Here is a 25636-nt window from a genome sequence, read left to right as displayed (position 1 = left end):
CTGATGAGTTGTTGCATCAATCATTTGTTTCTTTTTATCTAACAGGGGCGTTCATCTTTTTGACCAAATGGACGTTTCGGTCATTTCGTTTTATATCTTATCATAAACAATACCTGCATGCAATAAGCAGAAATGATTCATTCATGTTTGAAGTGCGATAAAATATAAAGCCCATCGTTCATCTATAAAATTTCCGATTTTCCGTTTTCATCTTCCATACAAGCTGAGTGTGAAACGTGGCGAGTAGCCAGCTGAATGCAAAATCAATTTCATCATGTTCAAAAAGAAGGCGCGCCTTGCCGCCTATCAATGACAGCGCGCCGCAAGATCTAAAAGGCTGGTGATTTAGTACAAAATGCTGCTAGTTCCATCTATTTCCCAATTAGAAAAACCTTGCGAAATCATCCTTCTTTTTTGGCGAAATGCCGCTGATTTGCTCGTGACAGCCGTTTTTCACCGGCCTTCTAAGCAGGCAGACGGACAAGAAACTCCGACCCTTGCCCGAGTTGGCTTTGGACGTGGATCGCGCCGCCGTGGGCGTCGACGATCCATTTGGCGATCGACAGCCCGAGGCCGTGGCCGCCTTGTTGGCGCGAGCGCGCTTTGTCGACGCGGTAAAAGCGGTCGAAAATGCGGCCGATGTCTTCCGGCGGGATGCCGATGCCGGTGTCTTTGACGGAAAGGAACACGTGCTTTGGCTCGGTGCGGATCGACAGCGTCACCTCGCCGCCTTCGGGGGTGTATTTGATCGCGTTGTCGAGCAAAATGTACAACAGCTGCGTCAATTTGTCCGGGTCAGCGGTGACGAGCGCTTGCTCGGGAGCGTGAAAATGCATCGTAATCTGTTTTTTCGCCGCCAGTTCCGACATGAGCTGGAACGTGCGCTCGGCGTGCGGGCGGAAATCGAACGTTTGTTTTGAAAGCTCCAGCGCGGCGTGTTTCGCATCCGCGCGGGCGAGCGTCAACAAGTCGTTCATCAGTTTCGTGATTCGCTTCAATTCGTCACGCAGGCGGTCGAGCAGGCGGCGGGCAAAGTCGTTTTTCATCACATCTTCCTCAAGCGAAAGCGCCTCGACGGACGAGAAGACGACGCTGAGCGGCGTCCGCAGCTCATGAGAGGCGTCGGCGACGAACTGGCGCTGCCGCTCGTACGCCTCTTCAATCGGTGCGAGCGCACGCTTGGACATAAAGAAGCTGAGCGCGACGCCGACGGCGAGAAACAAAACGGCCAAGCCGATGAGCACAATGAGCAGCCAATGGAACACGCCGAAAAACGACGTGACGTCCATGCCGATATACAGCATGCCCACGAAATCGCCGTGGATGACGAGCGGACGGGCGGCGGCGAGCACGCGCCAGTCGCGGGCCGCTTCGCGCGCGAGGCCGGGCATATGTTCCGGCAAAGAGACGCTCATGTAGACGGGAGCGCGCTCATTTGCCTTGAGATGGGACAAGGCGTTTAAAAAATACGGACGCAGGCGCGGGTGGACTTCATCCCCGGCGAGCAGGCCCCCGTCCGGGCCGATGACGTAAAAAAAGAGTTGGTCTTCGCTTAACAAAATGACATTTTCATCATCAAACAAGTCGAAATTGCTTTGCTTGAGCAGCACTTGTTCGATCGTATTCGCCTCTTGCTCGGCGAGGCGGCTGATGCGCCGCTCTTGGTCAGAGGTAGCGATCCAGTAAAACAAGGCCGCGGCGATCATGACAAACAAGGCGAGAAACAACGTGAAAATGCCGCTGTAGAGCGCCGTCAGCCGCCAATGGGCGCGGCGGAACAAGTCGGCGCTTCCTAGGCGGCGCAGCCAGTCGCGCCATTCCCTCCAGTTATTTTTCAATTTTATACCCCACTCCTCGAACGGTTTGGATGACATCGTCTTTCAACTTTTTGCGCAATAGCTTGATTGTCGCGTCGATCGTTTTCATTGACACATCGGCATCCCATCCCCAGACGCGGTCCAATATCGTTTCGCGCGGCACGACTTGCCCTTGGTTTTGCACGAGCAAATCGAGAAGCTGAAACTCGCGTGGAGTGAGGAAAATCTCTTCATCGCCGCGATGGAGCGTATGGCTTGTCCGGTTCAATGTGAAGCCGTGAAACGTCACTTTTTCCTCTTGGAGCGGGACGAACGTGCGCCGGGCGAGCGCTTTTAAGCGCGCGACGAGCTCATCGATTTCAAACGGCTTGACCAAATAGTCATCCGCCCCGGCTTCAAGCCCGGTGACGCGGTCTTGCACCGCGTCTTTCGCCGTCAGCATCAAAATCGCGCCCGTGTAGCCGTTTTGCCGCAGGCGGCGGCACACATCGACCCCATCGCCGTTTGGAAGCATCCAATCGAGCACGACGACATCGTAAAACTCCGCCATGGCGTAATCGTACGCATCTTCCCCTTCCTGCACCCAATCAATATGGTCGATGCCTTTCTTTTTCAATAAATGAACGATCAGCTCCCCTAGGTGAAGATCGTCCTCGGCCAGCAAAATTTTCATCGCCATTCCTCCCGTTCTGTCTCTCTTCCTTCTTATCATATCAAATCGTTCGTGAAAAAACGGTGAAAACGCAGCCGATTCGCCGCGCAGAAGGCCGTTCTCTCAAAAAGAATTTTCACCATTTTTTCACCTTCCTTGGCTATCATGATGGACGAAGAGGAAAAGGAGGAAAACGGCGATGAGGAAAATGAGGAATTTGCATCTTTGGATTGGGCTGATCAGTTCGATCTTTTTGCTTGTTGAGGCGGTGACGGGGCTCCTTCTATCCGAGCCGTGGCTCATTGGCCAGGCGGAGCGCGGCGAGATGCACCGCGCCGCGCAGGAAGGAATGAACGCGTTCGGGGCGGGGCAGACGTCGGGAGCGGGGGCATCTACGGCCCCGATGGCACCGCGCGCCGAGGGAGGCGGATCGTCGCTCATGATGTTCGTCCGCCAGCTGCACGAAGGGAGAATCGGTTCGCTTGACATCCGCTGGGCGGTTGATGTCGCGGCGGTGGCGATGATCATTTTGACCGCGACGGGGATTTTCCTGTCGATCCGCACGCTCGCAGCGGGACGGAGGCGGAAGCAGAAGCGGATGACGCCAGCGCCGGAGACGACATAACGTATGCAGGAAGGGATGAAACGATGCATCAGAACAACCGGAAGAAACAGCGACGCTGGTCTTCTCTTTATGCAAGGCCGATCGATGTCGGTGGCATCGTCGTATTTCGCCCGCCATTTCACTGCTTGGCGGCCATTCGCACAAAAATGCCGCATATGCGATTAGGGATCATGAAGGAGGAGATGACCCATGGACATGATGCCATTTGAACCAACCCCAACGCCAGAACCGAAACGCCGCGGCCGCTTCGTATCGTGGCTTGCCGCTTCTGTCGCTGGAGCGGTGATCGGCAGCGCTGCGACATGGTATGTAGCGCCGAAATGGATTTACGGGGAAACCCATTCCCAAACGGAAGCGGCGGAAACGACCGCAAAAAGCGAGGCGCTGCCATTGCAGCCGACGGCGAACGTCAAAACGAATATGATTGACGCCATTAACAAAGTGGCCGATGCGGTCGTCGGGGTCGTCAACATTCAGAAGCAAGTGGACTTTTTCTCTGATCAAGCACAAGATACCGAAGCGGGAACGGGTTCGGGCGTCATCTTTAAAAAAGAAGGCAATGTGGCCTACATTGTGACGAACAACCATGTCATTGAAGGAGCGAACAAAGTGGAGGTGGCGCTCCCGAACGGCAAAAAAGTGAAAGCCGACATCGTCGGCGCGGATGCACTCACTGACCTCGCCGTCTTGAAAATCCCAGCCAATGGCGTAACGAAAGTGGCGAGCTTCGGCGACTCGTCGAAGGTAAAAATCGGCGAACCCGTGGCGGCCATCGGCAACCCGCTTGGTCTTGATTTGTCGCGGACGGTGACGGAAGGCATCGTCAGCGGCAAACGGACGATGCCGGTGTCCACCTCAGCGGGCGACTGGGAGATTGACGTCATCCAGACGGATGCGGCAATCAACCCGGGCAACAGCGGTGGGGCGCTCATTAACAGCGCGGGTCAAGTGATCGGCATCAACAGCATGAAAATCGCGGAAACGGGCGTCGAAGGGCTCGGCTTTGCCATCCCGAGCGAAAACGTCAAGCCGATCGTCGAACAGCTCATGAAAGACGGCAAAATCAAACGCCCGTACCTTGGCGTCCAGCTCGTCGATGTGGCCGATTTGTCCGATGAAGTCCGCGCTGATGAACTGAAATTGCCGTCCAACGTGACATATGGTGCGGCCATCACGTCGGTCGAACCGTTCTCGCCGGCGGCCGATGCCGGGTTGAAGTCAAAAGACCTCATCGTCGCCATCAATGGCGACAAAATCGACAGCGTCAGCGCCTTGCGTAAATATTTGTATACGAAAACATCAGTGGGCGATCGCATCAAACTGACGATCTATCGCGATGGGTTTGAGACGACCGTATCGGTCACCTTAAAAGCGAGAGACAGCAGCCAATCGTAAGAAACAGCGCCTCTTTTCAGCCGAAGCGGCTGGAAAGAGGCGATTTTCATTTTCGTGTGGAGCGCTTGCTCATGATGCTGGAGTATAAAGCGAAATGAGACGGCTGTACGTTGATCCGTGTCGTCAGCACTTTGTATCGAGTCTGCTCATATTGCGAGAGCTGGCATGACGACGCGCAGCCGCTGCATGTCCGAGAGTGGGTGCGCCCGCAATGCAGGGCGCACCATGACCCGGATCATAACGCCGCTCGGAATGATGTTGAAGGAAGGGCTTCGTTTGTTGCCGTCACAAGGCAGCCGAACCATGGGACGCACGGGGGCGGCTTGGCTGGCAGCCTGCCGTGGGGCGGGTATTTCCAAGAATTCCCCAACTCTAAGCGTGAGCGCAGATGGGAGAGTGTTCGTACCCTCTAATTTTTGTGAATATATGACTATTTTTCCATTAGTAATAAATACTCTTTTTTTTTGCATTTCCAATAGAATTTTAATTGTAAATATATTGATTTAACGTAGTTGTTTGTATTTTATGAAAAAATCTGTCTTGCTCTCTCCACTTGTCGCTTTGAGCCTCATTTACACATCGGGTGTTTCGTTGGTGTATGCTGAGTCGGGGGTGCAAGCAAATAAGGTAAAAATCCAGATGGAACAAGAAATGGACAAGAAACAGCAAGAAGAGCGTCAGGAAATCATAAATTTAATCAATGAACCTGTTGATCAGGGGGAAAATCTCTCCATAAAGAAGGAAACGTGCTCCATTTCATAGAACATTACAACCATCAAGGCTGGAAGGGGATTCAATATGGGCCCAAGTGCACCGCTATGGATGTCAATGTTGTACTACCTCATGTGCACCGCGACGTTGCTCGCCGGTGTGGTGATGCTGGTGAAAGGAACGGTTCGCCGCTTGTATTCGCTCGCTGCGGTGCTTGCGGTGCCGCTCTTTTTTCTGAACAATTTTCACACGATCGCCAGGGTCGGTGTCGATCCGTTCGACTATTGGCAGCAATCCCTTATCGAAGGGCAATGGTGGGCGTGGCTGTCGCTTGCGTTGTTCCTTTACATCGTATGGTACTGGGGATTGCTTGTCCAGCGCATAGGAGGTAAAAAGGAAGGGCAGGCTTGGTGGAAGCGGCAGAGATGGATATGGGTTGTGCTGGCGGCAGCCGCGCCTGTCATCGTATATTGGGTGCAGAACATTGACAATTCCGTTGTCTCCTCGGTGCGGACGTACGAACCGTCCAACGCTCATTTGCCGCACGGTCCGTCAGCGCGTATTTTCTTTTTGTATTCTCACCCGTTGGAGCGGGAGTCATATATCGTGGAGGCGGACGAACATCATGTGCGCAAAGTGGTGACGCTGAAAGCAGTTGGAATCTCTCACCTTTCGCCCGCTTCTTCAACAAAGGAACTGTTGTTGTGGTCCGATTATACAGGAAAGTATGTGTATCGACTAAATCCAGACACATGGACGGTTGTCGATCAAAAGCGGTCTCCAGCCCTCTTTCCTTTGCCTCATTGGAGGGAGAGTGGGATATTCGTTCGCTGAACCAAGATGTAAAAACCAATAAACTAGAAGTAAGAAAAGAGGGAAAATTGTTATTTTCTAAACGATTCCCTCCCTACGTTCTTCAAGTTTTGCACGTAGCGCCGTATTTCTATGTGTTCGCCGATGTGATTGAAAAGGAACAAGGCGTATTGTATGTGATCGATCAACGCGGTGAGGTCGTGAAAGAAATTCCGTTGCTCACTTCCTCCGCCCGATCGATGGCGGCTTTCCGCAACTACCTTGTCATCGCCACGAAACCTCGTCTCACAATCATTGATCCGCATTCATGGCGAGTGGCGTATTGGGATATAGGAGAAGAGGAAACACGATTCGATCAGCTCCAAGTGAAAGGAGACGCGCTGTGGGTGAGCTATGTCCAGAGGGAAAAGTCGGGGTGGATTGCTTTGAACGATCAGTTCAAGCTGATCGAAAAGCATGAACTGCCTTCTGTGTACTGGGAAGCACGGTTTCACGGCGATTATGTGTATATATTGTTCGAGCCGCAGGAGGGGAACAAGGCGGACAATGCAGGAGAAATGAACATCTTCCAGCTGCGTACGGCCCAACTTGCCGCCAAGTTTACTGTGCCGAAACAAAAGCACAACTTGCAGACATTTTACGTGATGGATGAAATACAATGATAGTGCAGGAGATGACGGCAAGGGGGGGAGAGGGACATACAATTCCGAGACTATGAAGAATTTTGGCCGTTCTATTTGACCCAGCATCGCAAACGAGCGACGCGGCGCTGGCATTTTGTCGGAACGAGCTTTGTCTTTTTGTTCATCATCATCGCGGCTGTAACGGGAAACGCATGGTGGCTGCTTGGCGCGCCGATTGCCGCCTACACGCTCGCTTGGTTCAGCCACTTTTTCATCGAAGGAAACAAACCCGCCACCTTCGGCCATCCGCTTTGGTCGCTTCGAGCTGATTTTCACATGTACGGGCTGATGCTTGCGGGACGCTTGGGGCGTGAGCTTGAGCGGATTGGGCTTTCAGAGGATCGGGATGTCAGCCAAAATGGATAAGAATCACGTTGAGAGGCCTTTCTCCCGACTGATTTCTTCTATCAGTGATTGTCGTCGATCCTCAAGGCTTTTGAGGGATCGAAGGACGACGACAATCCGGGATGAAATATCAGGGAGAAAGGCCTTTGTCCCCGCATTACTTCTTCATTTGTTTAATCTTTTCAAGCGGCAGCCCGGTCAGTTCATGAATCGTGTCGGCATCATATCCTTTTGCCAACATTCGTTTCGCAACATCCATCTTTGCTTTTTCCATTCCTTTCTCCATTCCTTTCTCCATGCCTTTCTTCTCGTATGAAACGATGAGTTCCATGACTTTGGCAGCCTCCTTCTCCTCCATTGTATTCACCTCATTTCGCAGTCGGATTTCTTCTTCATCCGATAACCGCAAATATGTTTCGAAAAAGCCGAACAACAGACGCTGTTTCGCCTCATCGAGCTCGAGGCGGGTGAGCATGCGCAAAAATTCCTTTTTCACTTCCACCTTCTCATCTTCATTATACCCCATTTTGCTTAACAGGGCGGCGGCGACCGGGTTGTCATGGCGGATGTACTCGCGCCACGGGAGTTTGCGCAATTCGATGGCCAAAAAACGGAAATCGAGAACAGCCCAAAACGGAAACTCCACAGTGAAAGAGGAAGGTTCATTACGGATGGCGTCATAGCTGAAGATAGCGATCGGAAGAATACGGCGGCGGTGTTTTTGAAATAAACGGCTGAAATAAATGAACATTCGCTCCGAAAAAGCGGGTTGGATGTAGCTTTGGTGTTCGATGTGGACAATGATCAGTCCATCTTCCCCTTTTAGCTTTGTCTCGATCAATAGATCGACTCGATGTTTTTCCCCTGCAGTAACATCAGTCAACACTTCTTCTGATAAAAAGGAAAGATGGTTAAAGTCAACATGCTCGTATACGCGCGGGAAGAAGAGGAGAACGAATTCTTCAAAAAACGTGCTTAACAACTCTTTAAACAGGCGATCATGGTCAATGCGCGTTTCTGACATGGTCTCCCTCCCTATTTATTTTTGAACTCCCATTTGTTTTATTCGATCCATGCAAGGCAAAATCCTGCCTGATCACAGCTTTTTCACAGAAGTTTTTTGTTCGAAGACAGGAAATAAGAGAAATGCTGTCGAATTTTGATGCTGATGGAAAAATGATGAAACCAACTGATGCTTCGGCCGTATGAATCATTGACGGGAAAGGAGGGGAGGGGGATGTGGTTCGGTCATCCGCCTGAAGTCGTATACGGAGCGGTGTTGGTGGTCAGTGCGCTGCTGACGGTGTTGTATTTTTTCTTCAGCGACGTGCTTGACGGCCTGTTCGATGTAGCCGATCATCCGCTGTTCAGCCCGCAGCTCATTTTATCATTTTTCATCGTCGGCAGCGCGGTCGGGCTGTTGGCGGAAATGTATACGGATTGGGCATCAGGTTCTATCATTTGGCTTAGCATTGGGGTGGCGCTTGTTGCCGTGTTGCTTTTGCACTTTTTCGTTTTTTTGCCGCTCCGCTCGGCCGAGGCGTCGCTTGGGTATACGGACGCCGATTTGGAGGGGGCGCTTGCTAAAGTGATCGTCTCGGTGCCGCCTGACGGGTTGGGCGAAATTCTCATCTCCCGTAAAAGCGGCGCGGTGGCCAAAGCGGCGAAAAGCGCAAATAATGAGGCCATTCCGTCAGGGGAAGAGGTCATCATCGTACAAATGGAAAACGGCGTCGCTGTGGTGGCGAGGCACGATCCGTATCACCTTTCCATCTAAAACAAAGAAAGGGGACCTGTCATGGTTGCGCCATGGTTGATTGTCATTGGTGTCGTCGTCCTGCTTCTTGTCGGACTCATTGCCATTTTCATCGCCCGCTACCGCACGGTCGGGCCGGATGAGGCGCTTATTGTCACTGGCAGCTATTTAGGAAGCAAAAACGTTCATGTCGATGAGTCGGGAAACAAAATTAAAATTGTCCGCGGCGGCGGCACGTTCGTCGTGCCGATTTTCCAGCAGGCCGAGCCGCTTAGTTTATTGTCGATCAAATTGGATGTACAAACGCCGGAAGTGTATACGGAACAAGGCGTGCCCGTGATGGCGGACGGGGTGGCGATCATCAAAGTCGGCAGCTCGATTGGCGAAATCGCGACCGCGGCCGAGCAGTTTTTAGGCAAAACGCGTCAAGACATGGAAAACGAAGCGCGTGAAGTGCTTGAAGGCCATCTTCGCTCCATTCTCGGGTCGATGACGGTTGAAGAAATTTATAAAAACCGCGACAAGTTTTCGCAAGAAGTGCAGCGTGTCGCCTCGCAAGATTTGGCGAAAATGGGGCTTGTCATCGTCTCGTTCACGATCAAAGACGTGCGCGACAAAAACGGTTACCTCGATGCGCTCGGGAAGCCGCGCATCGCCCAAGTGAAGCGCGATGCTGACATCGCCACGGCCGAGGCGGAAAAAGAGACGCGCATCAAGCGGGCTGAAGCAGACAAGGAAGCGCGCAAGGCGGAGCTCGAGCGGCTGACGGAAATCGCGGAGGCGGAGAAAATCAACCAGTTGAAGCTCGCTGAGTTCCGCCGCGAGCAAGACATCGCCAAAGCGCGCGCCGATCAGGCGTACCACCTCGAAGAAGCGAAGGCGAAGCAGGAAGTCATGGCGCAACAAATGCAAATTAAAATCATCGAGCGGCAAAAACAAATCGAGCTGGAAGAAAAAGAAATTTTGCGCCGCGAGCGCCAGTACGATTCGGAAGTGAAGAAAAAAGCCGACGCTGAACGCTATGCGATTGAACAAAAAGCGGCGGCGGAAAAGGCGAAGCAAATCGCCGAAGCCGATGCGCAAAAATACCGCGTCGAAACGCTGGCGAAAGCGGAAGCGGAGCGCATCCGTCTCGACGGGCTGGCGAAAGCCGAGGCCGAGAAAGCAAAAGGGGAGGCAGAAGCGGAAATTATCCGCCTGAAAGGTCTCGCCGAAGCGGAAGCGAAACAAAAAATCGCCGAAGCGTTTGAGCGCTACGGCCAAGCCGCTGTGCTCGACATGATCATCAAGATGCTTCCAGAATATGCAAAACAAGTGGCGAGCCCGCTTGCGAACATCGAGAAGCTGACGATCGTCGACACTGGCTCAGGGGCAGGAGGCGGCGCCAACCGTGTCACGGGCTATGCGACGAACTTAATGGCGAGCTTGCAGGAGACGTTAAAAGCTTCGACGGGCATCGATGTGAAGCAGCTGCTTGAGAATCTCACGACAAGCGGTGCATCATCGGCCGTCACGGCCAAGCCAACCGTTGCCGAAGAGGCGAATGCGAGCCAGTCATGAACATGGTGTGCGGCGCCCTTGATCGAACGAAGGGCGCTTTTTTCGTGGTCATACTTGCGACATTCTTCGGAGTTGCGTATTAAGCATTGTTTCGCTATGATGGGAACGAGTGGAATGGAAAAAAGGAAGTAGGTTGAGGATGATGAAACGAGCTCGAATCATTTATAACCCGACATCAGGGCGCGAGCTGTTTAGGCGCCATTTGCCCGATGTGCTCGTTCGGTTGGAAAAAGCGGGCTATGAAACGTCGTGCCACGCCACCGAGGGTCCGGGAGATGCGACGAAAGCGGCGCGTCAGGCCGTCCTGCGGGAATTTGATCTCGTTGTCGCCGCGGGCGGCGATGGAACGATCAATGAAGTTGTCAACGGCATCGCCGATCAGCCGTATCGGCCGAAACTGGGCGTCATTCCTGTCGGGACGACGAACGATTTCGCCCGCGCCATCGGCGTGCCGCGCTCGATCGAAGGGGCGTGCGAGGTGATCGCCACGGGCGAGCCCGTACCCATTGACATCGGCTGTGTGACGAACGAAGACAAAACACGCTATTTCATCAACATCGCCGGCGGCGGCCGCCTGACGGAGCTCACCTACGAAGTGCCAAGCAAGCTGAAAACGATGCTCGGCCAGCTGGCCTATTACTTAAAAGGGATCGAGATGCTTCCGTCCATCAAGGCGACCGAAGCGCAAGTCGAGTACGACGGCAAACTGTTTGAAGGCGAGATTATGATGTTTTTGGTTTCGCTCACGAACTCGGTCGGCGGTTTTGAAAAACTGGCTCCCGATTCGTCGCTCAATGACGGTCTGTTCGATTTCATCATCGTCAAAAAAACGAACTTGGCCGAATTCATCCGCCTTGTCACCCTCGCGGCGCGCGGCGAGCACATCAACGACCCGCACGTCATTTACACGAAAGCGAACCGGGTGAAGGTGCACTCGCCGATGCAGCTAAACTTAGACGGCGAATTCGGGGGCATGCTTCCAGGGGAATTTGTCAATTTGTACCGCCATTTGGAAGTCATCATGCCGAAAGACAAGGCAGAACAAGTGAGAACAGGAAGATAAGCCTGTTCTTTTCTTATGCCTTTCCCCTATAAAGGGCACGCTACATATACAGAGGAACGGCAGAAAGGAGAACGACATGACGAAGCAGCAACCACCAGTCGCCAAAAATGAATATTATGACGTCGTATTCACGGATTTGACCCACGACGGTCTCGGGGTGGCGAAAGTCGACGGCTTTCCCTTGTTCGTGAAAAACGCGCTTCCCGGGGAGCGGGCGAACGTAAAAGTCGTCAAAGTGAAAAAAGGGTATGGGTACGGCCGCCTCGTGGAGCTGTACGAACCGAGCCCCGACCGCATCGAGCCCCCGTGCCCTGTCTATCGTCAATGCGGCGGCTGCCAGTTGCAGCACCTGAGCTACGAAGGGCAGCTGAAGGCGAAAGAGAAGCAAGTGAAAGAAGTGCTCGCCCGCATCGGCAAGCTTGACGGCGTCACCGTCCATCCCGTCATCGGGATGAAGAACCCATGGCGCTACCGCAACAAGGCGCAAGTGCCCGTTGGCGAGCGCGAAGGGGGCTTGGTCGCGGGCTTTTACAAGGAGCGGACGCATGAAATCATCGATATGGACGCCTGCCTCATCCAGCAAGAGGCGAACGATGTCGTCGTCCAGGCCGTGAAGCGCATCGCCGAGCGCTATGGTATTCCCCCATACGACGAAGCTACGCACAAGGGCGTTCTTCGCCATATTGTCGCCCGCTACGGCGCGGCAACAGGCGAGGTGATGGTCGTTCTCGTCACCCGCACGGACCATCTGCCCCACGAACAGGACATTGTCCGTGACATCGTCCGCGCCATTCCGGGCGTGAAATCGATCGTGCAAAACGTCAACCCCGAGCGGACGAACGTCATTTTCGGCGCCAAAACGCGGGTGTTATGGGGAAGCGAGTTCATCACCGACCGCATCGGCGGCATCCAATTCGCCATCTCGGCCCGCTCGTTTTACCAAGTCAACCCCGAACAGACGAAAGTGCTGTATGACAAAGCGCTCGAATACGCGGAGCTGACCGGGCGGGAGACGGTGATCGACGCCTACTGCGGCATCGGCACGATCTCGCTCTTTTTGGCGCGTAAAGCGAAACACGTCTACGGCGTCGAAATCGTCCCCGAAGCGATCGAAGACGCCAAGCGCAACGCCAAACTCAACGGCATCCAAAACGTCACCTTCGAAGTCGGCGCCGCCGAAGACGTCATCCCGCGTTGGTACGAAGAAGGCATCCGCGCCGACTGCTTGGTCGTTGACCCGCCGCGCAAAGGCTGTGACGCCGCGCTGCTTGAGACGATCATCGCCATGAAACCGTCCCGCGTCGTCTACGTCTCGTGCAACCCGGCGACGCTCGCCCGCGACTTGCGCATCCTAGAAGACGGCGGCTACGAAACGATCGAAGTCCAGCCAGTGGACATGTTTCCGCACACGGCGCATGTGGAGTGTGTGGCGAAAATTCGGTTGAGATAAGACAACGGGCCGGTGGATCCGGCCTTGTTGTTTGCAGTCGAATTGGGCAAACGGCCATGACGACACGAATGACATGATAAAGATTTCATCCGCCTGCAAAACTGGGGGCTGGATGAGATCCATCCTATTGAGAATCCACAACACTTGCAAGTGTTCCTCGAACGGTTATGGTGAACGACTCCCGCTTCATGCAAAGCACAGTCGGAGTTTCTTTGCCCCAAATGTCACCCTCTGTCTTCCTGAGCGTCAACCGGCATAAAACGTATTTTTCTTCCCCTTTTTGTATCGAAAACCGTATATAATAGAGATTGGAAATCACAAGGAGGTACATAGAAGCCATGCTCACAGGCGAATTGCGCCATAAAGTCGATAAAATATGGGAAACGTTTTGGACAGGCGGGATAACAAATCCGTTGACGGTCATTGAACAGTTTACCTACTTATTGTTCATCAAAGGCTTGGATGAAGTCGAAACACAGCGCGAGCAGGAGGATGCGCTGCTCGGCATTGAATCGGAACGCATCTTTCCTCCCGATAAGCAACACTTGCGCTGGAGCAAATTCAAACATTTTGAAGCCGCCCATATGTACGATGTCGTGTCCAATGAAGTGTTTCCGTTCATCAAAAACTTGCACGGCAATCGGGAATCGGCCTATGCAAAATATATGGGCGACGCCATTTTCATGATCCCGACGCCGCAAATGCTCGTCAAAATCGTCGACGGCATTGACCGCATTCCGATGAAAGACCGCGATACGAAAGGCGATTTGTACGAGTATTTGTTATCGAAAATCGCCACCGCAGGCACGAACGGCCAATTCCGCACCCCGCGTCATATCATTCACATGATGGTCGAGCTGATGAAACCGACGCCGGAAGACATCATCGTCGACCCGGCGGCGGGGTCGGCGGGGTTTTTGGTGGCGGCGGGCGAATATTTGCGCAAACATCGCAGTGACTTATTTTTAGTGCAAAGTTTAAAAGAACATTTTAATAACCATATGTTCTACGGTTTTGATATGGACCGCACGATGCTGCGGATTGGCGCGATGAACATGATGCTCCATGGCATTGAAAATCCGAATATCGAATATCGCGACTCCTTGTCGGAACAAAACAAAGATAAGGACAAATACACCCTTATCCTTGCCAATCCGCCTTTTAAAGGTTCATTAGATTATGATGCAGTTTCAAATGATTTGTTAAAAGTTGTAAAGACAAAGAAAACCGAACTTTTATTTTTGGCATTATTCTTACGCATTTTAAAAACGGGCGGACGCTGTGCGTGCATCGTGCCGGACGGGGTATTGTTCGGCAGCTCGAAGGCGCATAAAGATATTCGCAAAGAAATCGTGGAAAATCATAAATTAGAAGCGATTATTTCGATGCCAAGCGGCGTATTTAAACCATACGCGGGCGTATCGACAGCGATTATGATTTTCACGAAAACGGGAGTCGGCGGTACGGATCAAGTATGGTTCTATGACATGAAAGCCGATGGATACTCATTGGACGACAAGCGCACCCCGATTGAAGAAAACGATATCCCGGACATCATTGCGCGCTTCCATAACCGTGAAGCGGAAAAAGAACGGAAGCGCACGGAGCAGTCGTTCTTCGTGCCGGTGGAAGAAATTCGTGAAAACGACTATGACCTTTCGATTAACAAGTATAAAGAGATTGAGTATGAAGAAGTGCAGTATGAAGCGCCGAGTGTGATACTTGAAAGAGTGGAAACGTTGGAAAAAGAGATTATGCAGGGATTACAAGAGTTGAAAGAAATGATAGGAAGGTAATGATTGAATGGAGTATGTAAAACTAAATGAATTATGTGAGATTAATATTGGGAAAACCCCTTCTAGATCAAATCAAGCATATTGGGGAAATGGAAACAAGTGGCTTTCAATTTCTGATATGCAAGGTAAATATGTATCTAACACGAAAGAACAGATTACTGATTTAGCTGTTAACGAGTGCAAAATGAAAATAGTGCCGAAAAATACTGTTTTAATGAGTTTTAAACTTTCTATAGGAAAAATAGCAATAACAACTGAAGAACTATATACAAATGAAGCAATTGCGTCTTTTCCTATCATTCAAAAGGATAAACTAATACCAGAATATTTGTATTATGCACTACAAACTCTTAAACTTGATAAACTATCAGACAGGGCTGTGAAAGGAGCTACGTTAAATAAAGATAAGTTGAATCAGATAAAAATACCACTTACTACGTTAGAACAACAGAAAAAAATAGTAAAAGTTTTAAATAAAGCCCAAGAACTCATCGACAAACGAAAAGCCCAAATTGAAGCGTTAGACCAGTTAACGCAAAGTGTGTTTTTGGAGATGTTTGGGGATCCAGTAAGTAATCCAAAGGGATGGGATGTTAAGAAATTAAAAGATATTGCGGAAATTGAGGATGGAGATCGAGGTGAAAACTATCCGAAGCAACATGAGCTTGTTAGTGAAGGTATACTTTTTTTGTCTACCTCAAACTTTGTGAACAACAAATTAGACTTATCGAAAGTAACGTATATTACAAAGGAAAAGTTTAGTCAATTGAGAAAAGGGAAATTAAGACAGGGAGATTTAATTGTTACATTAAGGGGATCCATTGGGAATATAGTCATTTTTGATGAAGAAGGTTATGACACAGGGTTCATAAATGCTCAAATGGCGATTCTTAGATTGAAAAATGTTAATCGAATTTTTTTCCAGCAACTTTATACATCTAATAGCTTTCAATTAGTTTTAAAGAAAACACAAACAGGATCTTCTCAACCGCAGCTTCCTTTAAAAAATTTAAAAGAACTTGAGATCATTATTCCACCTTTAGAGTTACAGGAATTATTTGCAGCTACTATACGACAAATAAACTTAAAGAAAGAACTTCTTTTAAAAAGTCAAGCAGAGATACAAAATATGTTCAATTCCCTTATGCAACGTGCATTTAAGGGAGAACTATTCAACGATTAATAAATGTGAAGGAAATTCATGTCGGTTTGGTCAGGGGAGGGGTATTTGTTGTTATCCAACTTTCAGTTTTTAGTAGGAAAACCTCATTATGAGAGCTTTACGAATGCGTGTTTAGAGGCGGAAAAAAGTTTAGTTGTGAGTCCGGCGACGTGCGCGATTTTGACGCGCCGTGCGCTGGAGCTTGCGGTGAAGTGGGTGTACAGCTTTGACAGCGCTTTGAAAGTTCCGTATCAAGATAATCTTTCCAGTTTGATTCATGACAACGTCTTTTTGTCCATTATTGATGAAGACTTGTTGCCGTTGTTGCGTTACATTGTCAAACTGGGAAATGTCGCCGTTCATACGAACTCGATGATTACGAGAGAGGAAGCGATTCTTTCCCTGCATCATCTTCATCAGTTTGTGTCTTGGATTGATTATTGTTATTCAGATGAATATACGGCTACGGATTTTGATGAATCATTGCTGCCAATTGGAGAGGAAAAGCGCGAGCGTCCGGAAGAATTAAAAGATTTATACGAACGGTTAAGCTCCAAAGATAAACGTCTCGAAGAAATGATGAAAGAAAACGAACAGCTTCGCGCTCTTCTCACCGCCAAACGGGAAGCGAATACAAAAGAGTACCACTTCCAAGTCGATGAACTGAGCGAATGGGAAACAAGAAAGAAATATATTGATTTAGATTTGAAGCTGGCGGGTTGGGAATTTAAAAAGGATGTTGTTGTGGAATATCCTGTGGTTGGCATGCCGAATCAGGAAGGAGTCGGCTATGTCGATTACGTCCTTTTTGGCGACAACGGGAAGCCGCTGGCGGTCATCGAAGCGAAACGGACAACCGCTGATCCGAACAAAGGAAAGCAACAAGCCAAGCTATATGCCGACTGCATTGAGAAAATGCACGGCCAGCGTCCGATTATTTTTTACACAAACGGTTTTGAAACGTATATTTGGGACGATCTGAACTATCCGGCGCGGAGAGTTTCCGGCTTTTACAATAAGGAAGAATTAAGTTTGCTTATTGATCGTCGGACGATGAAGAAGCCGCTAAAAAATGTGCAAATCAATGACAACATTACAAACCGCTATTACCAAAAAGAAGCGGTGTTAGCCGTATGCGACGCGCTCGAGAACAAACGGCGCAAAGCGTTGCTTGTCATGGCAACAGGGAGCGGCAAAACCCGGACGGCGATTTCGATTGTCGATGTTCTTACCCGTCATAATTGGGTAAAAAATATTTTGTTTTTAGCGGACCGCAAAACGCTTGTCACGCAAGCGAAAAATAGCTTTAGCCATTTGCTTCCGAACTTGACGCTTTGCAATTTGCTCGATAATAAAGACAATCCAGAGGAAAGCCGCATGGTGTTTTCGACGTACCCGACAATGATGAACGCGATTGATGATGCGAAGCGGAAAGACGGCAAACGTCTCTTTACCGTCGGGCATTTTGATTTAATTATCGTCGATGAATCCCACCGCAGTATTTATAAGAAATATCGGGCTATTTTTGACTATTTTGACGCGCTATTGCTTGGGCTTACCGCCACACCAAAAGATGACATTGACCGCAATACGTATGAAGTGTTTGATTTGGAAAACGGTGTGCCGACGTATGCGTACGAGTTGGACCAGGCGGTGCAAGACGGCTATTTAGTCGATTACCGCACCATTGAGACAAAGTTGAAATTTTTGGAAGATGGCATTCATTACGATGAGTTGTCGGATGAAGAAAAAGAGCGGTATGAAGAAACGTTTGATGATGAAGTAGGCGAGGATATTGACAGTGCCGCGTTAAATGAATGGTTGTTTAATGACGATACGATTGATACGGTGCTGAGAGATTTAATGGAAAAAGGAATTCGCGTCGAAGGCGGAGACAAACTCGGCAAAACGATTATTTTTGCGAAAAACCATCGTCATGCGGAACGGATTGTGGAGCGCTTTGATCAATTGTTCCCTGAATACAAGGGCGGCTTTGCGCGGGTCATTGATTACAGCGTGAACTACTACCAAACCTTAATCGATGATTTTTCCGACCGTAACAAATGGCCGCAAATTGCCGTATCGGTCGATATGCTCGATACGGGAGTGGATATTCCGGAAGTCGTCAACCTTGTGTTCTTCAAGAAAGTACGCTCCAAATCAAAGTTTTGGCAAATGATCGGACGCGGAACCCGTTTATGCAAAGACTTATTCGGAGTCGGGAAAGATAAAACGCATTTCCTTATTTTTGACTATTGCGGCAACTTTGAGTTTTTCCGCGAAAATCCAAAAGGAATTGAAGGAAAAACGGTGGAAAGTTTAACGGAGCGTCTATTTAATGCCAAAATCGAAATCATTAAAGAACTGCAGCATTTACAATACCAAGAAGAAGAGTATATTGCCTATCGCAATGAATTGATTGACGAGATGCTAGCGGAAATCAATAAGTTAAACGAAGAAAACTTCCGTGTACGCCAACATATTCAATATGTGCATAAGTTTAAAAACCGAGCCAAGTGGGATTCCTTAACAGCGATGGATGTAAATGAAATTAAAGAACACATTTCACCGCTGATTGTTCCGTTGAATGATGATGAATTGGCGAAACGGTTTGATTTGCTTATGTATACGATTGAGTTGGCAAAACTGCAAACAAAAAATGCGACGAAGCCAATTCGGAGTGTGATTCGTACTGCAGAGGCATTGTCGAAACTCGGTTCGATTCCGCAAGTGATGGAGCAAAAATACATCATCGAAAAGGTGCAGACGGAAGAGTTTTGGAGCGAAGCCGATATTTTCGAATTGGAAGCCGTTCGTGAAGCGTTGCGTGACTTAGTCAAATTCCTTGAAAAAGAGACGCAAAAAATTTACTATACGAACTTTAAAGACCAAGTTTTAGAAGTCAAAGAAAACGGCCCGATGTTTACTGTCAATGATCTGAAAAATTATCGGAAAAAGGTGGAACATTATCTGCACGAACACCGCGACCAGATGGCCATTTACAAGTTGCGAAATAATAAAAAGCTAACCGTCCAAGACGTAAAAACGTTGGAGCATATTCTTTGGAATGAGCTTGGCACACAGGAAGATTATCAAAGAGAATTCGGAGACACACCGATTACAAAGCTCGTCCGCCAAATCGTCGGCCTTGACCCGCAGGCCGCCAACGAAGCGTTTTCCGAATTTTTATCAAGCGAACGGTTGAACATCCAACAAAGCCGTTTTGTCAAATTGATCGTCGATTACTTTGTGAAAAATGGAGTCATGGACAAGCGGGTGCTGCAGGAAGAACCGTTTAAAACTGTCGGCAGCATTGTTGAACTCTTTCAAGACAACATGGACGACGCGCGGAGGATCATTAGCATTATCGATGGGATCAACCGGAATTCGGAAGAAATTGCGGGGGCGTGAGCGGTGGATGGCATCAACCGAGAAGTGGTTCTATTGGGGATGGATGAATCACGACCATGATGGCACGGATGGAGAAACGCTGTCTTTCCTAGGGGCAGTGCATGATAAGGAGCGCTGAACGTGAGCATTTCGTCTCTCATTTTGCTTTTGTTGATCATGTCGATCGTGTTGTTCGTGTATGGCGTTGTCCAAAAGAGCAAAGCCGCCAAACGGATCGCCTTTGGTCTCTTCATAGCATCGGTCGGATTAGCGGGTTTTGTCGTGTTTCTCATCGGTTATATGTAACGGAAAGCCAAAGCCGAACACGCTGTTCTGTGTGTTCGGCTTTGCGTTTGCGGCGCTTCGGGAGGGAATCATTCGGAGAAGATGGGGCTCGTGCTTAAAGGCCTCAAGGACTGGGACCCTGCTGCAAGGGGAGGCGGCCGTTCAGGGCGGGTTCACCCGCCTTGCTTCATCTACCATTTTTTGGTTTGGTAGTTATTTTAAAAAAACAACGAAGAAAGTGATTCATTTTTTTGCACAAGGAAAAGTGTAGGGGATATAAAGAAAATGCAGAAAAGAATGATATATAAAAAAATTATTGAAGCAGAAGTGTGTAGTATTTATAATATTATTTGGTTATGTGTTATACAACAAAAGTAATCAGCTGGCATAGGAGGGATTGGATTGATTGAAAAGCTCGTGGAAACGGTGAACGGGTGGCTGTGGAGCCCTTTCTTAATTGCTTTTATTGTCTGTTGTGGTTTGTATTTTAGCATTCGCACCCGCTTCCTGCAAATCCGCCACGTGAAAGAGATGATCCGGCTTGTGACGACGGGGAAGGGCTCTGAGGCCGGGGTGTCTTCTTTCCAGGCGTTGACGATGTCGTTGTCCGGCCGCATTGGCGTTGGGAACGTCGCTGGGACGGCGACGGGGATTGCGTACGGGGGGCCGGGCGCGGTCTTTTGGATGTGGGTGATCACCTTTATCGGAGCGGCGACGGCGTATGTCGAGTCGACGCTGGCGCAAATTTATAAAGAGGAACAAGACGGACAATACCGCGGCGGTCCGGCGTTCTACATTGAAAAAGGCCTTGGCTGGAAATGGTTTGCGGTTGTGATTGCCGGGGCGATCATTCTCTCCATGGCGGTATTGATGCCGGGGATTCAAGCGAATTCGATCGCGGATGGGTTTTCGAATGCGTTTGGCATTCCGAAATTGGTGACGGGAATTTTCGTGATCGCTGTTCTTGGCTTTACGATTTTTGGAGGAGTGAAGCGGATCGCCAAAACGGCGGAAATTGTCGTTCCGTTTATGGCAGTTGGCTATTTGTTGGTCGCGATTGCCATTATTGCGGCCAATATTGAGAAAGTCCCGGATGTGTTTGGTTTGATTTTCAAAAGCGCGTTTGGCGCTGATCAAGTGTTTGGCGGCATTCTTGGTTCGGCGGTGATGTGGGGGGTCAAACGCGGCCTTTATGCGAATGAAGCGGGGCAAGGGACGGGCGCCCACCCGGCAGCGGCGGCGGAAGTGTCCCACCCGGCGAAGCAGGGGCTTGTGCAGGCGTTTTCGATCTATTTGGACGTGTTCTTGGTCGTGACGGCGACGGCACTGATGATTTTATTTACTAACCAGTATAATGTCATTAATGAAAAAACCAAGGAGCCGATTGTCGTCAACCTTGAAGGGGTAGAACCGGGCGCAGGGTATACGCAAGCGGCGGTGGACACCCTCTTCCCGGGGTTTGGCTCGGCCTTTATCGCGATCGCTCTGTTCTTCTTCGCCTTTACCACGATGTACGCCTATTACTATATTGCCGAGACGAACCTCGCCTATCTTGTGCGCGGTGAAAAGAGGGGAACGGCCTTCTTTGCCCTCAAAGTGATCTTTTTGGCCGCCACTTTCTATGGAACGGTCAAAACGGCGACAACGGCATGGGCGATGGGCGACATCGGGCTTGGCATCATGGTGTGGCTCAACTTGATCGCGATCTTGTTGTTGTTTAAACCGGCCTATATTGCGCTAAAAGATTATGAGGAGCAGCTGAAGCAAGGCAAGGATCCGGAATTCAATGCGTCAAAATACGGGATCAAGAACGCGACATTTTGGGAAAATGGGTATACGAGAGTGGACGAAAAGAAGGAACAAGCGTTATAAGCCATCATACGTTGTAGAGTTGGAGGTGTCCCGCTGCGTTCGGGACACCGTTTTTGTGCGTCCGGCATCCTGGGAATGGCCGCTTTGGAATCCTGTTAGGCAAAGCAGATATTGAAAAAAAGTTGGAAACAGGAGATGATGACGAAACGGTTGATGAGCTGACGGGGATGGCGGTCGGGAAGATGGAAAAGGGGAGAGGGGGAGGAAGTTTGTTTCGTAAAAAAACCGGCCGCAGGGCCGGTTTTTGTGGAAATTAATGGGTTGTTCCCTTTAGGTCACGAACAAGTTGGGCCAGCGCGTCGTGAATCGGCGTCACCGGTCTGCCGAGCAGTTTTTCAAAGTCGTTGCTTTCGATTTCTAAGGAGCCTTCGCGGATGCCGCGTTGAATGTCCACGAGAAACGACACGAGCGGATCGGGCAAACCAGCCTTTTTCATGATATCAGCATAGGCAGCATCGTTGACTTGTTGCACCGGCACGTCTTTGCCTAAGACGGCGCCGAGGGCGGCGGCGAGTTCTTCTTGGGTCATGAGGGGGCCGGAAAGTTCGTAAATTGTGTTTTCATGGCCATCTCCGGCGAGGACGGCAGCGGCGGCTTCGGCGTAGTCTTGGCGAAGGGCCCAGCCGACTTTGCCTGTCCCGGCTGATGTCACCCAAGGCGCCCCGGCGAGGACGGCTTGAACGGTTCCGATTTCGTTTTCCAAATACCAGTTGTTGCGCAAAAAGGAGTACGGAATGCCGGTGTTTGCGATGGCTTCTTCCGTCACCCGATGCACTTCGGCCAAGGCGAGCCGGCTTTCATTCGCATTCGCCAGGCTTGTGTACGCAATGAATCCGACTTGGGCGCGTTGGGCGGCGTTGACGGCATTTGTGTGCTGGCGGATTCTTGTTTCGTTGTCTCCGTCGGTGGAGATGATCAACAGCCGGTCAATCCCTTGAAAGGCTGTCTCCAACGTTTCGGGGCGGTCAAAATCGCCATGGCGAACGTCGACTCCGCGGGCCCGAAGATGTTCGGCTTTTTCCGGCTGGCGGACGCTGACGGCCAGCTGGTGAGCCGGCACGGATTTCAACAGCGTTTCGACGACTTTCGTTCCTAATTTTCCGGTTGCCCCGGTGACTAATATGTTCATACGCCTAGACCTCCTCATTTGTTTTGTTATAACCAGTTTGGTTACAACCGATGTATAAATAAAAGCCCTGTTAAGAGCTTTTATTATTGAAATTGAGCGATCAGCCGGCTGATCGTCGTTTGCGAAAGCCGCTCTTCCATGGCCGCCTGCGCCGCTTTCAGTTCGGCTTGCAGAACCGCCTCGATATTCCGCCCGACCGGGCACTGAATGTTCGGATGTTCATGGATGCGAAACAGTTGATCCGTTTCCACGACACCGACGGCCCGATACACGTCTAACAGCGTGATTTGGTCGGGAGGTTTGCGTAGCGAAGCGCCGCCGACTCCGGGGCGGACGTCAACCAACCCCGCTTTTTTTAACATGCCCATAATTCGACGGATGATGACAGGGTTTGTATTGACGCTCTGCGCGATGAAATCTCCGGTGCAATCGGCCGGGCTGGTCGCAAGCAAGCAAAGGATGTGCACGGCCATCGAAAATCGTGTGCTAATTTGTTTCACGTAAAACACCACCGTTGTAACCATTATAGTTATATCTTCAGGAAAAGTCAACTTTGGTGCTGGCCGTTTTGGATCAATCGTGCTTCCGGTCGGAAAGGGATAAATCCCCGCCAAAGGCCGCGCCGGAGAGAAGAGGGGTTGACGCCGTGACGGAAAGGTGCTTTGGATTCGCCCGCTGATCGTGTACAATACATAAAGGGTGACAACATCGTTCATCTCGGAAGGAGGAAAGCCATTGACAGACAGCGGAAAACAATCGTTCATTACGGACATTCATCAGTTGGATAAAAAAGGAGCGGGACAAGCGGTCGTTTGGCAGGAAGAAGAAGGGAGGAGAAAAAAGCTCAAACTCACTGTTCCGTCCACGCTTCCTGGTGAAAAGGTGCGGGTTTTGATCGATTGGCCGAAACGCCGGAGGGCCCATGCCCGAGTGGAAGAAGTGATCGAGCCGCATCCGGAACGGCTTGCGCCTTCGTGTCCGCACTTTGACCGCTGTGGCGGCTGTGTCTGGCAGCACTGGCGCTATGAAGGGCAGCTGCGCCATAAAACGGAGCATGTCAAGACGCTCTTGAAAGAGCACGGATTTGACCCTGGCGTTGTCCGCGATACGATTGGCATGGAACATCCGTGGCATTACCGCAATAAAATGGAGTTTACGTTTTCTCCGGAAGGGTTGCTTGGACTGCACGAGCGAGGGAACTTCCGGCAAGTCATTTCGTTGGAGACATGCCTCATTGCCGGCGAGAAGATCGTCAAAGCGGCCATGGAGGTGGCGCGTTGGGCGCGCGATCATCAGCTGCCTGGTTATCACAAAGATACCCACGAAGGGCTGCTTCGCCACGTCATGGTGCGCGAGTCGTTTGCGACAGGAGAGGTGATGGTGGCGCTCTTTGCGACCGAGGCGCCGGAAGGGGATCTGAAAGAAGCGGCGGCCGATTTGACGGAGCGGATCACCAAAATGCTCCCGCAAGTGAAAAGTTTGCTTTGGCTCGAGAATCGGGCGTGGGCGGACCGCACCCAAGCGGAACAAACCCATGTGTTGGCCGGACGTGATTTCATTTACGATGAATTGTGCGGCTTCCGCTACCGCCTTTGGTTTGATACGTTTTTTCAAACAAACCCAGTGCAGGCGGCCAAATTGGTTGAACTGGCGTTGGAGATGGGCAAACCGCAGCCTCATGAAAACATGATCGACCTCTTTTGCGGAGTCGGGACGTTTTCCCTGCCATTTGCGAAACGGGTCAAAGCGTTAGCTGGCATTGAAATTGTTGAAACGTCGATTGAGTCGGCGAAGCGAAATGCGAAGGACAACGGCATTGATAATACGTACTTTTTGGCTCGGGATGCAAGACGCGGGATTGATGAAGTGTTGGAACAGTTCGGGCGGCCGGAGCTGCTGCTTTTGGATCCTCCACGTTCGGGGGCGGGCGGGAAGGTGATGCGCAAAATCGGCCGGGCGCGGCCGAAGCGGGTTGTGTATGTCTCATGCAATCCGGAGACGTTTGCGTCAGACATTACGGAGCTAGTCCCGTTCGGCTATACATTGAAAACCGTCCAGCCGGTGGACATGTTTCCGCATACGGCCCATGTCGAGTGCTGTGCGTTGCTTGTTCGGGGATCATGATGGAAGGAATCCCGTTTCTCGGATAGGGAGAAACGGGATTTATTGCTTTTGCCATCCTTTTTTGAAACAAATAGAAATCATTTACAGGGATAGATGTGCAACCTATGCCCCACCTACAAACTTCAGAAGCGGAAGGAAAAAGATGGCGGACGGCCCTTTTCGTTTTTTCCGTCTAACTGTACTTCTGGATCGCATCTGCCAGTAATTGCGGCAATGCCGGGATGTCGCCTGTGCCGTATGTGAACCGGACAAACGTCTCGTCCATATCGAGCGCCTCTGCGAACAACCCAGAAAGTCCACGTGCCTTGCGGTCGATTTCCAGCAAGACTTCTACGCTGTTTTCAGACAAAAAGAAGATCGCTTCCAATTCATCAAGACAGCCTTTGAACGGTCCACTTGCCGGCTTGAATTCAAACTCTTGGACAAACGGCAACCGCCGTTGCCAATAGCGCGGCGCTTGTTCGCACTGCACATGGTGGAGGCGGAATCCTAATTGGCGGGCTGCCTCGAGAAACGCGGCGACGAGCGGGTGCGGTTCGATGGCGAGATGGTCGCGGTCTTGCGGGTCGAGCGCCATTTTAATGTCAAGGCCGGTTTGCAGCCATACCCGCGAAGAGCCGAGCGTGACGGGCACGTCGTACGGCAAGGCGAATTGAAACGGGATCGTTTTCGTTTCGTTCGGCCCAATCGTCAGCGAGCCGCTTACTTTGTACCTTGCCAGCACCGCTTTTTCCTCGTGTTTCTTATCATCGATTTCTCGAAGGTAGGTCGTCACTAACGCTAAGTAAATTTCGTCGATATGCTGCTCGATGCTGCCGCCGCGAATGTCGACAATCCCTTCGACTGTTTCGCCTTGGACATATTGCGCTTTCGCTAATTTCGTATCAACAGTGGCTGCTCCGATGCCGATAGAACTTAACAGTTTTTTGAACAACAAGTTCTCCTCCTTGTCATCGATTTCAGTTGAGAATACGGAGCGCCTGGTGAAAAGGTTCCGTCCTTCTTAAT

22 protein-coding genes and 1 pseudogene are annotated in these 25636 nt (G+C 50.5%); 17 read left to right on the top strand and 6 right to left on the bottom strand.

Annotated features, from left to right (window positions below):
• Positions 1 to 464: 464 nt before the first annotated feature.
• Entirely contained in the window at positions 465 to 1838 is a 1374-nt protein-coding gene (locus ACVBDQ_RS11155) for a sensor histidine kinase (RefSeq protein WP_021321897.1), read from the bottom strand.
• Complete coding sequence (locus ACVBDQ_RS11150) at positions 1828 to 2490, bottom strand: response regulator transcription factor (RefSeq protein ID WP_031206136.1); 663 nt, start codon at positions 2488 to 2490, stop codon at positions 1828 to 1830. Before ACVBDQ_RS11150 ends, ACVBDQ_RS11155 begins: the two co-directional genes overlap by 11 nt.
• Positions 2491 to 2656: 166 nt before the next feature.
• On the opposite strand from ACVBDQ_RS11150, the pseudogene ACVBDQ_RS11145 reads away from it, so the two are divergent.
• From ACVBDQ_RS11145 to ACVBDQ_RS11115, 7 genes and pseudogenes are all read left to right on the top strand, one after another.
• Positions 2657 to 3094: pseudogene (locus ACVBDQ_RS11145) on the top strand (PepSY domain-containing protein); the annotation flags it as partial.
• A gap of 23 nt (positions 3095 to 3117) precedes the next feature.
• Positions 3118 to 3303, top strand: a complete 186-nt coding sequence (locus ACVBDQ_RS11140; RefSeq protein WP_041468178.1) for a hypothetical protein — start codon at positions 3118 to 3120, stop codon at positions 3301 to 3303.
• Positions 3284 to 4489 carry a S1C family serine protease gene (locus ACVBDQ_RS11135; RefSeq protein ID WP_446663225.1) on the top strand — a complete coding sequence of 402 codons (1206 nt, stop codon included), beginning with the start codon at positions 3284 to 3286 and terminating at the stop codon, positions 4487 to 4489. The genes ACVBDQ_RS11140 and ACVBDQ_RS11135 overlap by 20 nt, the downstream gene beginning before the upstream one ends.
• Before the next feature lie 525 nt (positions 4490 to 5014).
• Positions 5015 to 5251 (top strand): hypothetical protein, encoded by a 237-nt coding sequence (locus ACVBDQ_RS11130; RefSeq protein ID WP_446663224.1) that lies wholly within the window; start codon positions 5015 to 5017, stop codon positions 5249 to 5251.
• Between the two features lie 36 nt (positions 5252 to 5287).
• The gene (locus ACVBDQ_RS11125) at positions 5288 to 6034 is read left to right on the top strand and encodes a hypothetical protein (protein WP_236620403.1); all 747 of its coding nucleotides are present in this window, start codon (positions 5288 to 5290) and stop codon (positions 6032 to 6034) included.
• 125 nt (positions 6035 to 6159) lie between these two features.
• Complete coding sequence (locus ACVBDQ_RS11120; protein ID WP_446663223.1) at positions 6160 to 6675, top strand: hypothetical protein; 516 nt, start codon at positions 6160 to 6162, stop codon at positions 6673 to 6675.
• A 36-nt stretch (positions 6676 to 6711) separates the two neighbouring features.
• Entirely contained in the window at positions 6712 to 7062 is a 351-nt protein-coding gene (locus ACVBDQ_RS11115; RefSeq protein WP_068895550.1) for a DUF962 domain-containing protein, read from the top strand.
• A 136-nt stretch (positions 7063 to 7198) separates the two neighbouring features.
• On the opposite strand, the gene ACVBDQ_RS11110 is transcribed toward ACVBDQ_RS11115, so the two are convergent.
• Complete coding sequence (locus ACVBDQ_RS11110; protein WP_023633338.1) at positions 7199 to 8065, bottom strand: Rpn family recombination-promoting nuclease/putative transposase; 867 nt, start codon at positions 8063 to 8065, stop codon at positions 7199 to 7201.
• A 213-nt stretch (positions 8066 to 8278) separates the two neighbouring features.
• Here ACVBDQ_RS11110 and ACVBDQ_RS11105 point away from each other — a divergent pair, with 213 nt between their 5' ends.
• The 9 genes from ACVBDQ_RS11105 (at position 8279) to ACVBDQ_RS11065 (ending at position 21375) form a co-directional block, all read left to right on the top strand.
• Positions 8279 to 8818, top strand: a complete 540-nt coding sequence (locus ACVBDQ_RS11105; RefSeq protein WP_023633337.1) for a membrane protein — start codon at positions 8279 to 8281, stop codon at positions 8816 to 8818.
• 21 nt (positions 8819 to 8839) lie between these two features.
• Positions 8840 to 10357, top strand: coding sequence for a flotillin family protein (locus ACVBDQ_RS11100; protein WP_011229845.1), 1518 nt, complete (start codon positions 8840 to 8842; stop codon positions 10355 to 10357).
• Between the two features lie 142 nt (positions 10358 to 10499).
• Entirely contained in the window at positions 10500 to 11420 is a 921-nt protein-coding gene (locus tag ACVBDQ_RS11095) for a diacylglycerol kinase (protein ID WP_031206465.1), read from the top strand.
• A gap of 76 nt (positions 11421 to 11496) precedes the next feature.
• Positions 11497 to 12870 (top strand): 23S rRNA (uracil(1939)-C(5))-methyltransferase RlmD, encoded by a 1374-nt coding sequence (gene rlmD, locus ACVBDQ_RS11090; protein ID WP_021322244.1) that lies wholly within the window; start codon positions 11497 to 11499, stop codon positions 12868 to 12870.
• A gap of 338 nt (positions 12871 to 13208) precedes the next feature.
• On the top strand, positions 13209 to 14666 hold the full coding sequence (locus tag ACVBDQ_RS11085) for a type I restriction-modification system subunit M (protein ID WP_021322245.1): 1458 nt from the start codon (positions 13209 to 13211) through the stop codon (positions 14664 to 14666).
• A 7-nt stretch (positions 14667 to 14673) separates the two neighbouring features.
• Positions 14674 to 15849: a restriction endonuclease subunit S gene (locus tag ACVBDQ_RS11080; protein WP_021322246.1), complete on the top strand. Its 1176-nt coding sequence runs from the start codon at positions 14674 to 14676 to the stop codon at positions 15847 to 15849.
• 48 nt (positions 15850 to 15897) lie between these two features.
• Positions 15898 to 19239 carry a DEAD/DEAH box helicase family protein gene (locus ACVBDQ_RS11075; RefSeq protein WP_446663222.1) on the top strand — a complete coding sequence of 1114 codons (3342 nt, stop codon included), beginning with the start codon at positions 15898 to 15900 and terminating at the stop codon, positions 19237 to 19239.
• Positions 19240 to 19359: 120 nt separating this feature from the next.
• Positions 19360 to 19524 (top strand): hypothetical protein, encoded by a 165-nt coding sequence (locus ACVBDQ_RS11070; RefSeq protein WP_014194840.1) that lies wholly within the window; start codon positions 19360 to 19362, stop codon positions 19522 to 19524.
• Positions 19525 to 19905: 381 nt separating this feature from the next.
• On the top strand, positions 19906 to 21375 hold the full coding sequence (locus ACVBDQ_RS11065; RefSeq protein WP_014194841.1) for an alanine/glycine:cation symporter family protein: 1470 nt from the start codon (positions 19906 to 19908) through the stop codon (positions 21373 to 21375).
• A 253-nt stretch (positions 21376 to 21628) separates the two neighbouring features.
• Here ACVBDQ_RS11065 and ACVBDQ_RS11060 read toward each other — a convergent pair whose 3' ends face one another.
• Both ACVBDQ_RS11060 and ACVBDQ_RS11055 read right to left on the bottom strand, forming a co-directional pair.
• A complete protein-coding gene (locus ACVBDQ_RS11060; protein WP_011229859.1) occupies positions 21629 to 22504 on the bottom strand; it encodes an SDR family oxidoreductase in 876 nt (291 codons plus the stop codon).
• Positions 22505 to 22587: 83 nt separating this feature from the next.
• Positions 22588 to 23004 carry an Rrf2 family transcriptional regulator gene (locus ACVBDQ_RS11055; RefSeq protein WP_011229860.1) on the bottom strand — a complete coding sequence of 139 codons (417 nt, stop codon included), beginning with the start codon at positions 23002 to 23004 and terminating at the stop codon, positions 22588 to 22590.
• A gap of 235 nt (positions 23005 to 23239) precedes the next feature.
• Here ACVBDQ_RS11055 and rlmD (ACVBDQ_RS11050) point away from each other — a divergent pair, with 235 nt between their 5' ends.
• Positions 23240 to 24628 (top strand): 23S rRNA (uracil(1939)-C(5))-methyltransferase RlmD, encoded by a 1389-nt coding sequence (gene rlmD, locus ACVBDQ_RS11050; protein WP_446663221.1) that lies wholly within the window; start codon positions 23240 to 23242, stop codon positions 24626 to 24628.
• A 172-nt stretch (positions 24629 to 24800) separates the two neighbouring features.
• On the opposite strand, the gene ACVBDQ_RS11045 is transcribed toward rlmD (ACVBDQ_RS11050), so the two are convergent.
• Entirely contained in the window at positions 24801 to 25565 is a 765-nt protein-coding gene (locus tag ACVBDQ_RS11045) for a sporulation protein (protein ID WP_014194845.1), read from the bottom strand.
• Positions 25566 to 25636: the final 71 nt, after the last annotated feature.

This window comes from Geobacillus sp. CCR, assembly GCF_052906625.1.
This window is presented reverse-complemented; position numbering and strand designations above follow the sequence as displayed.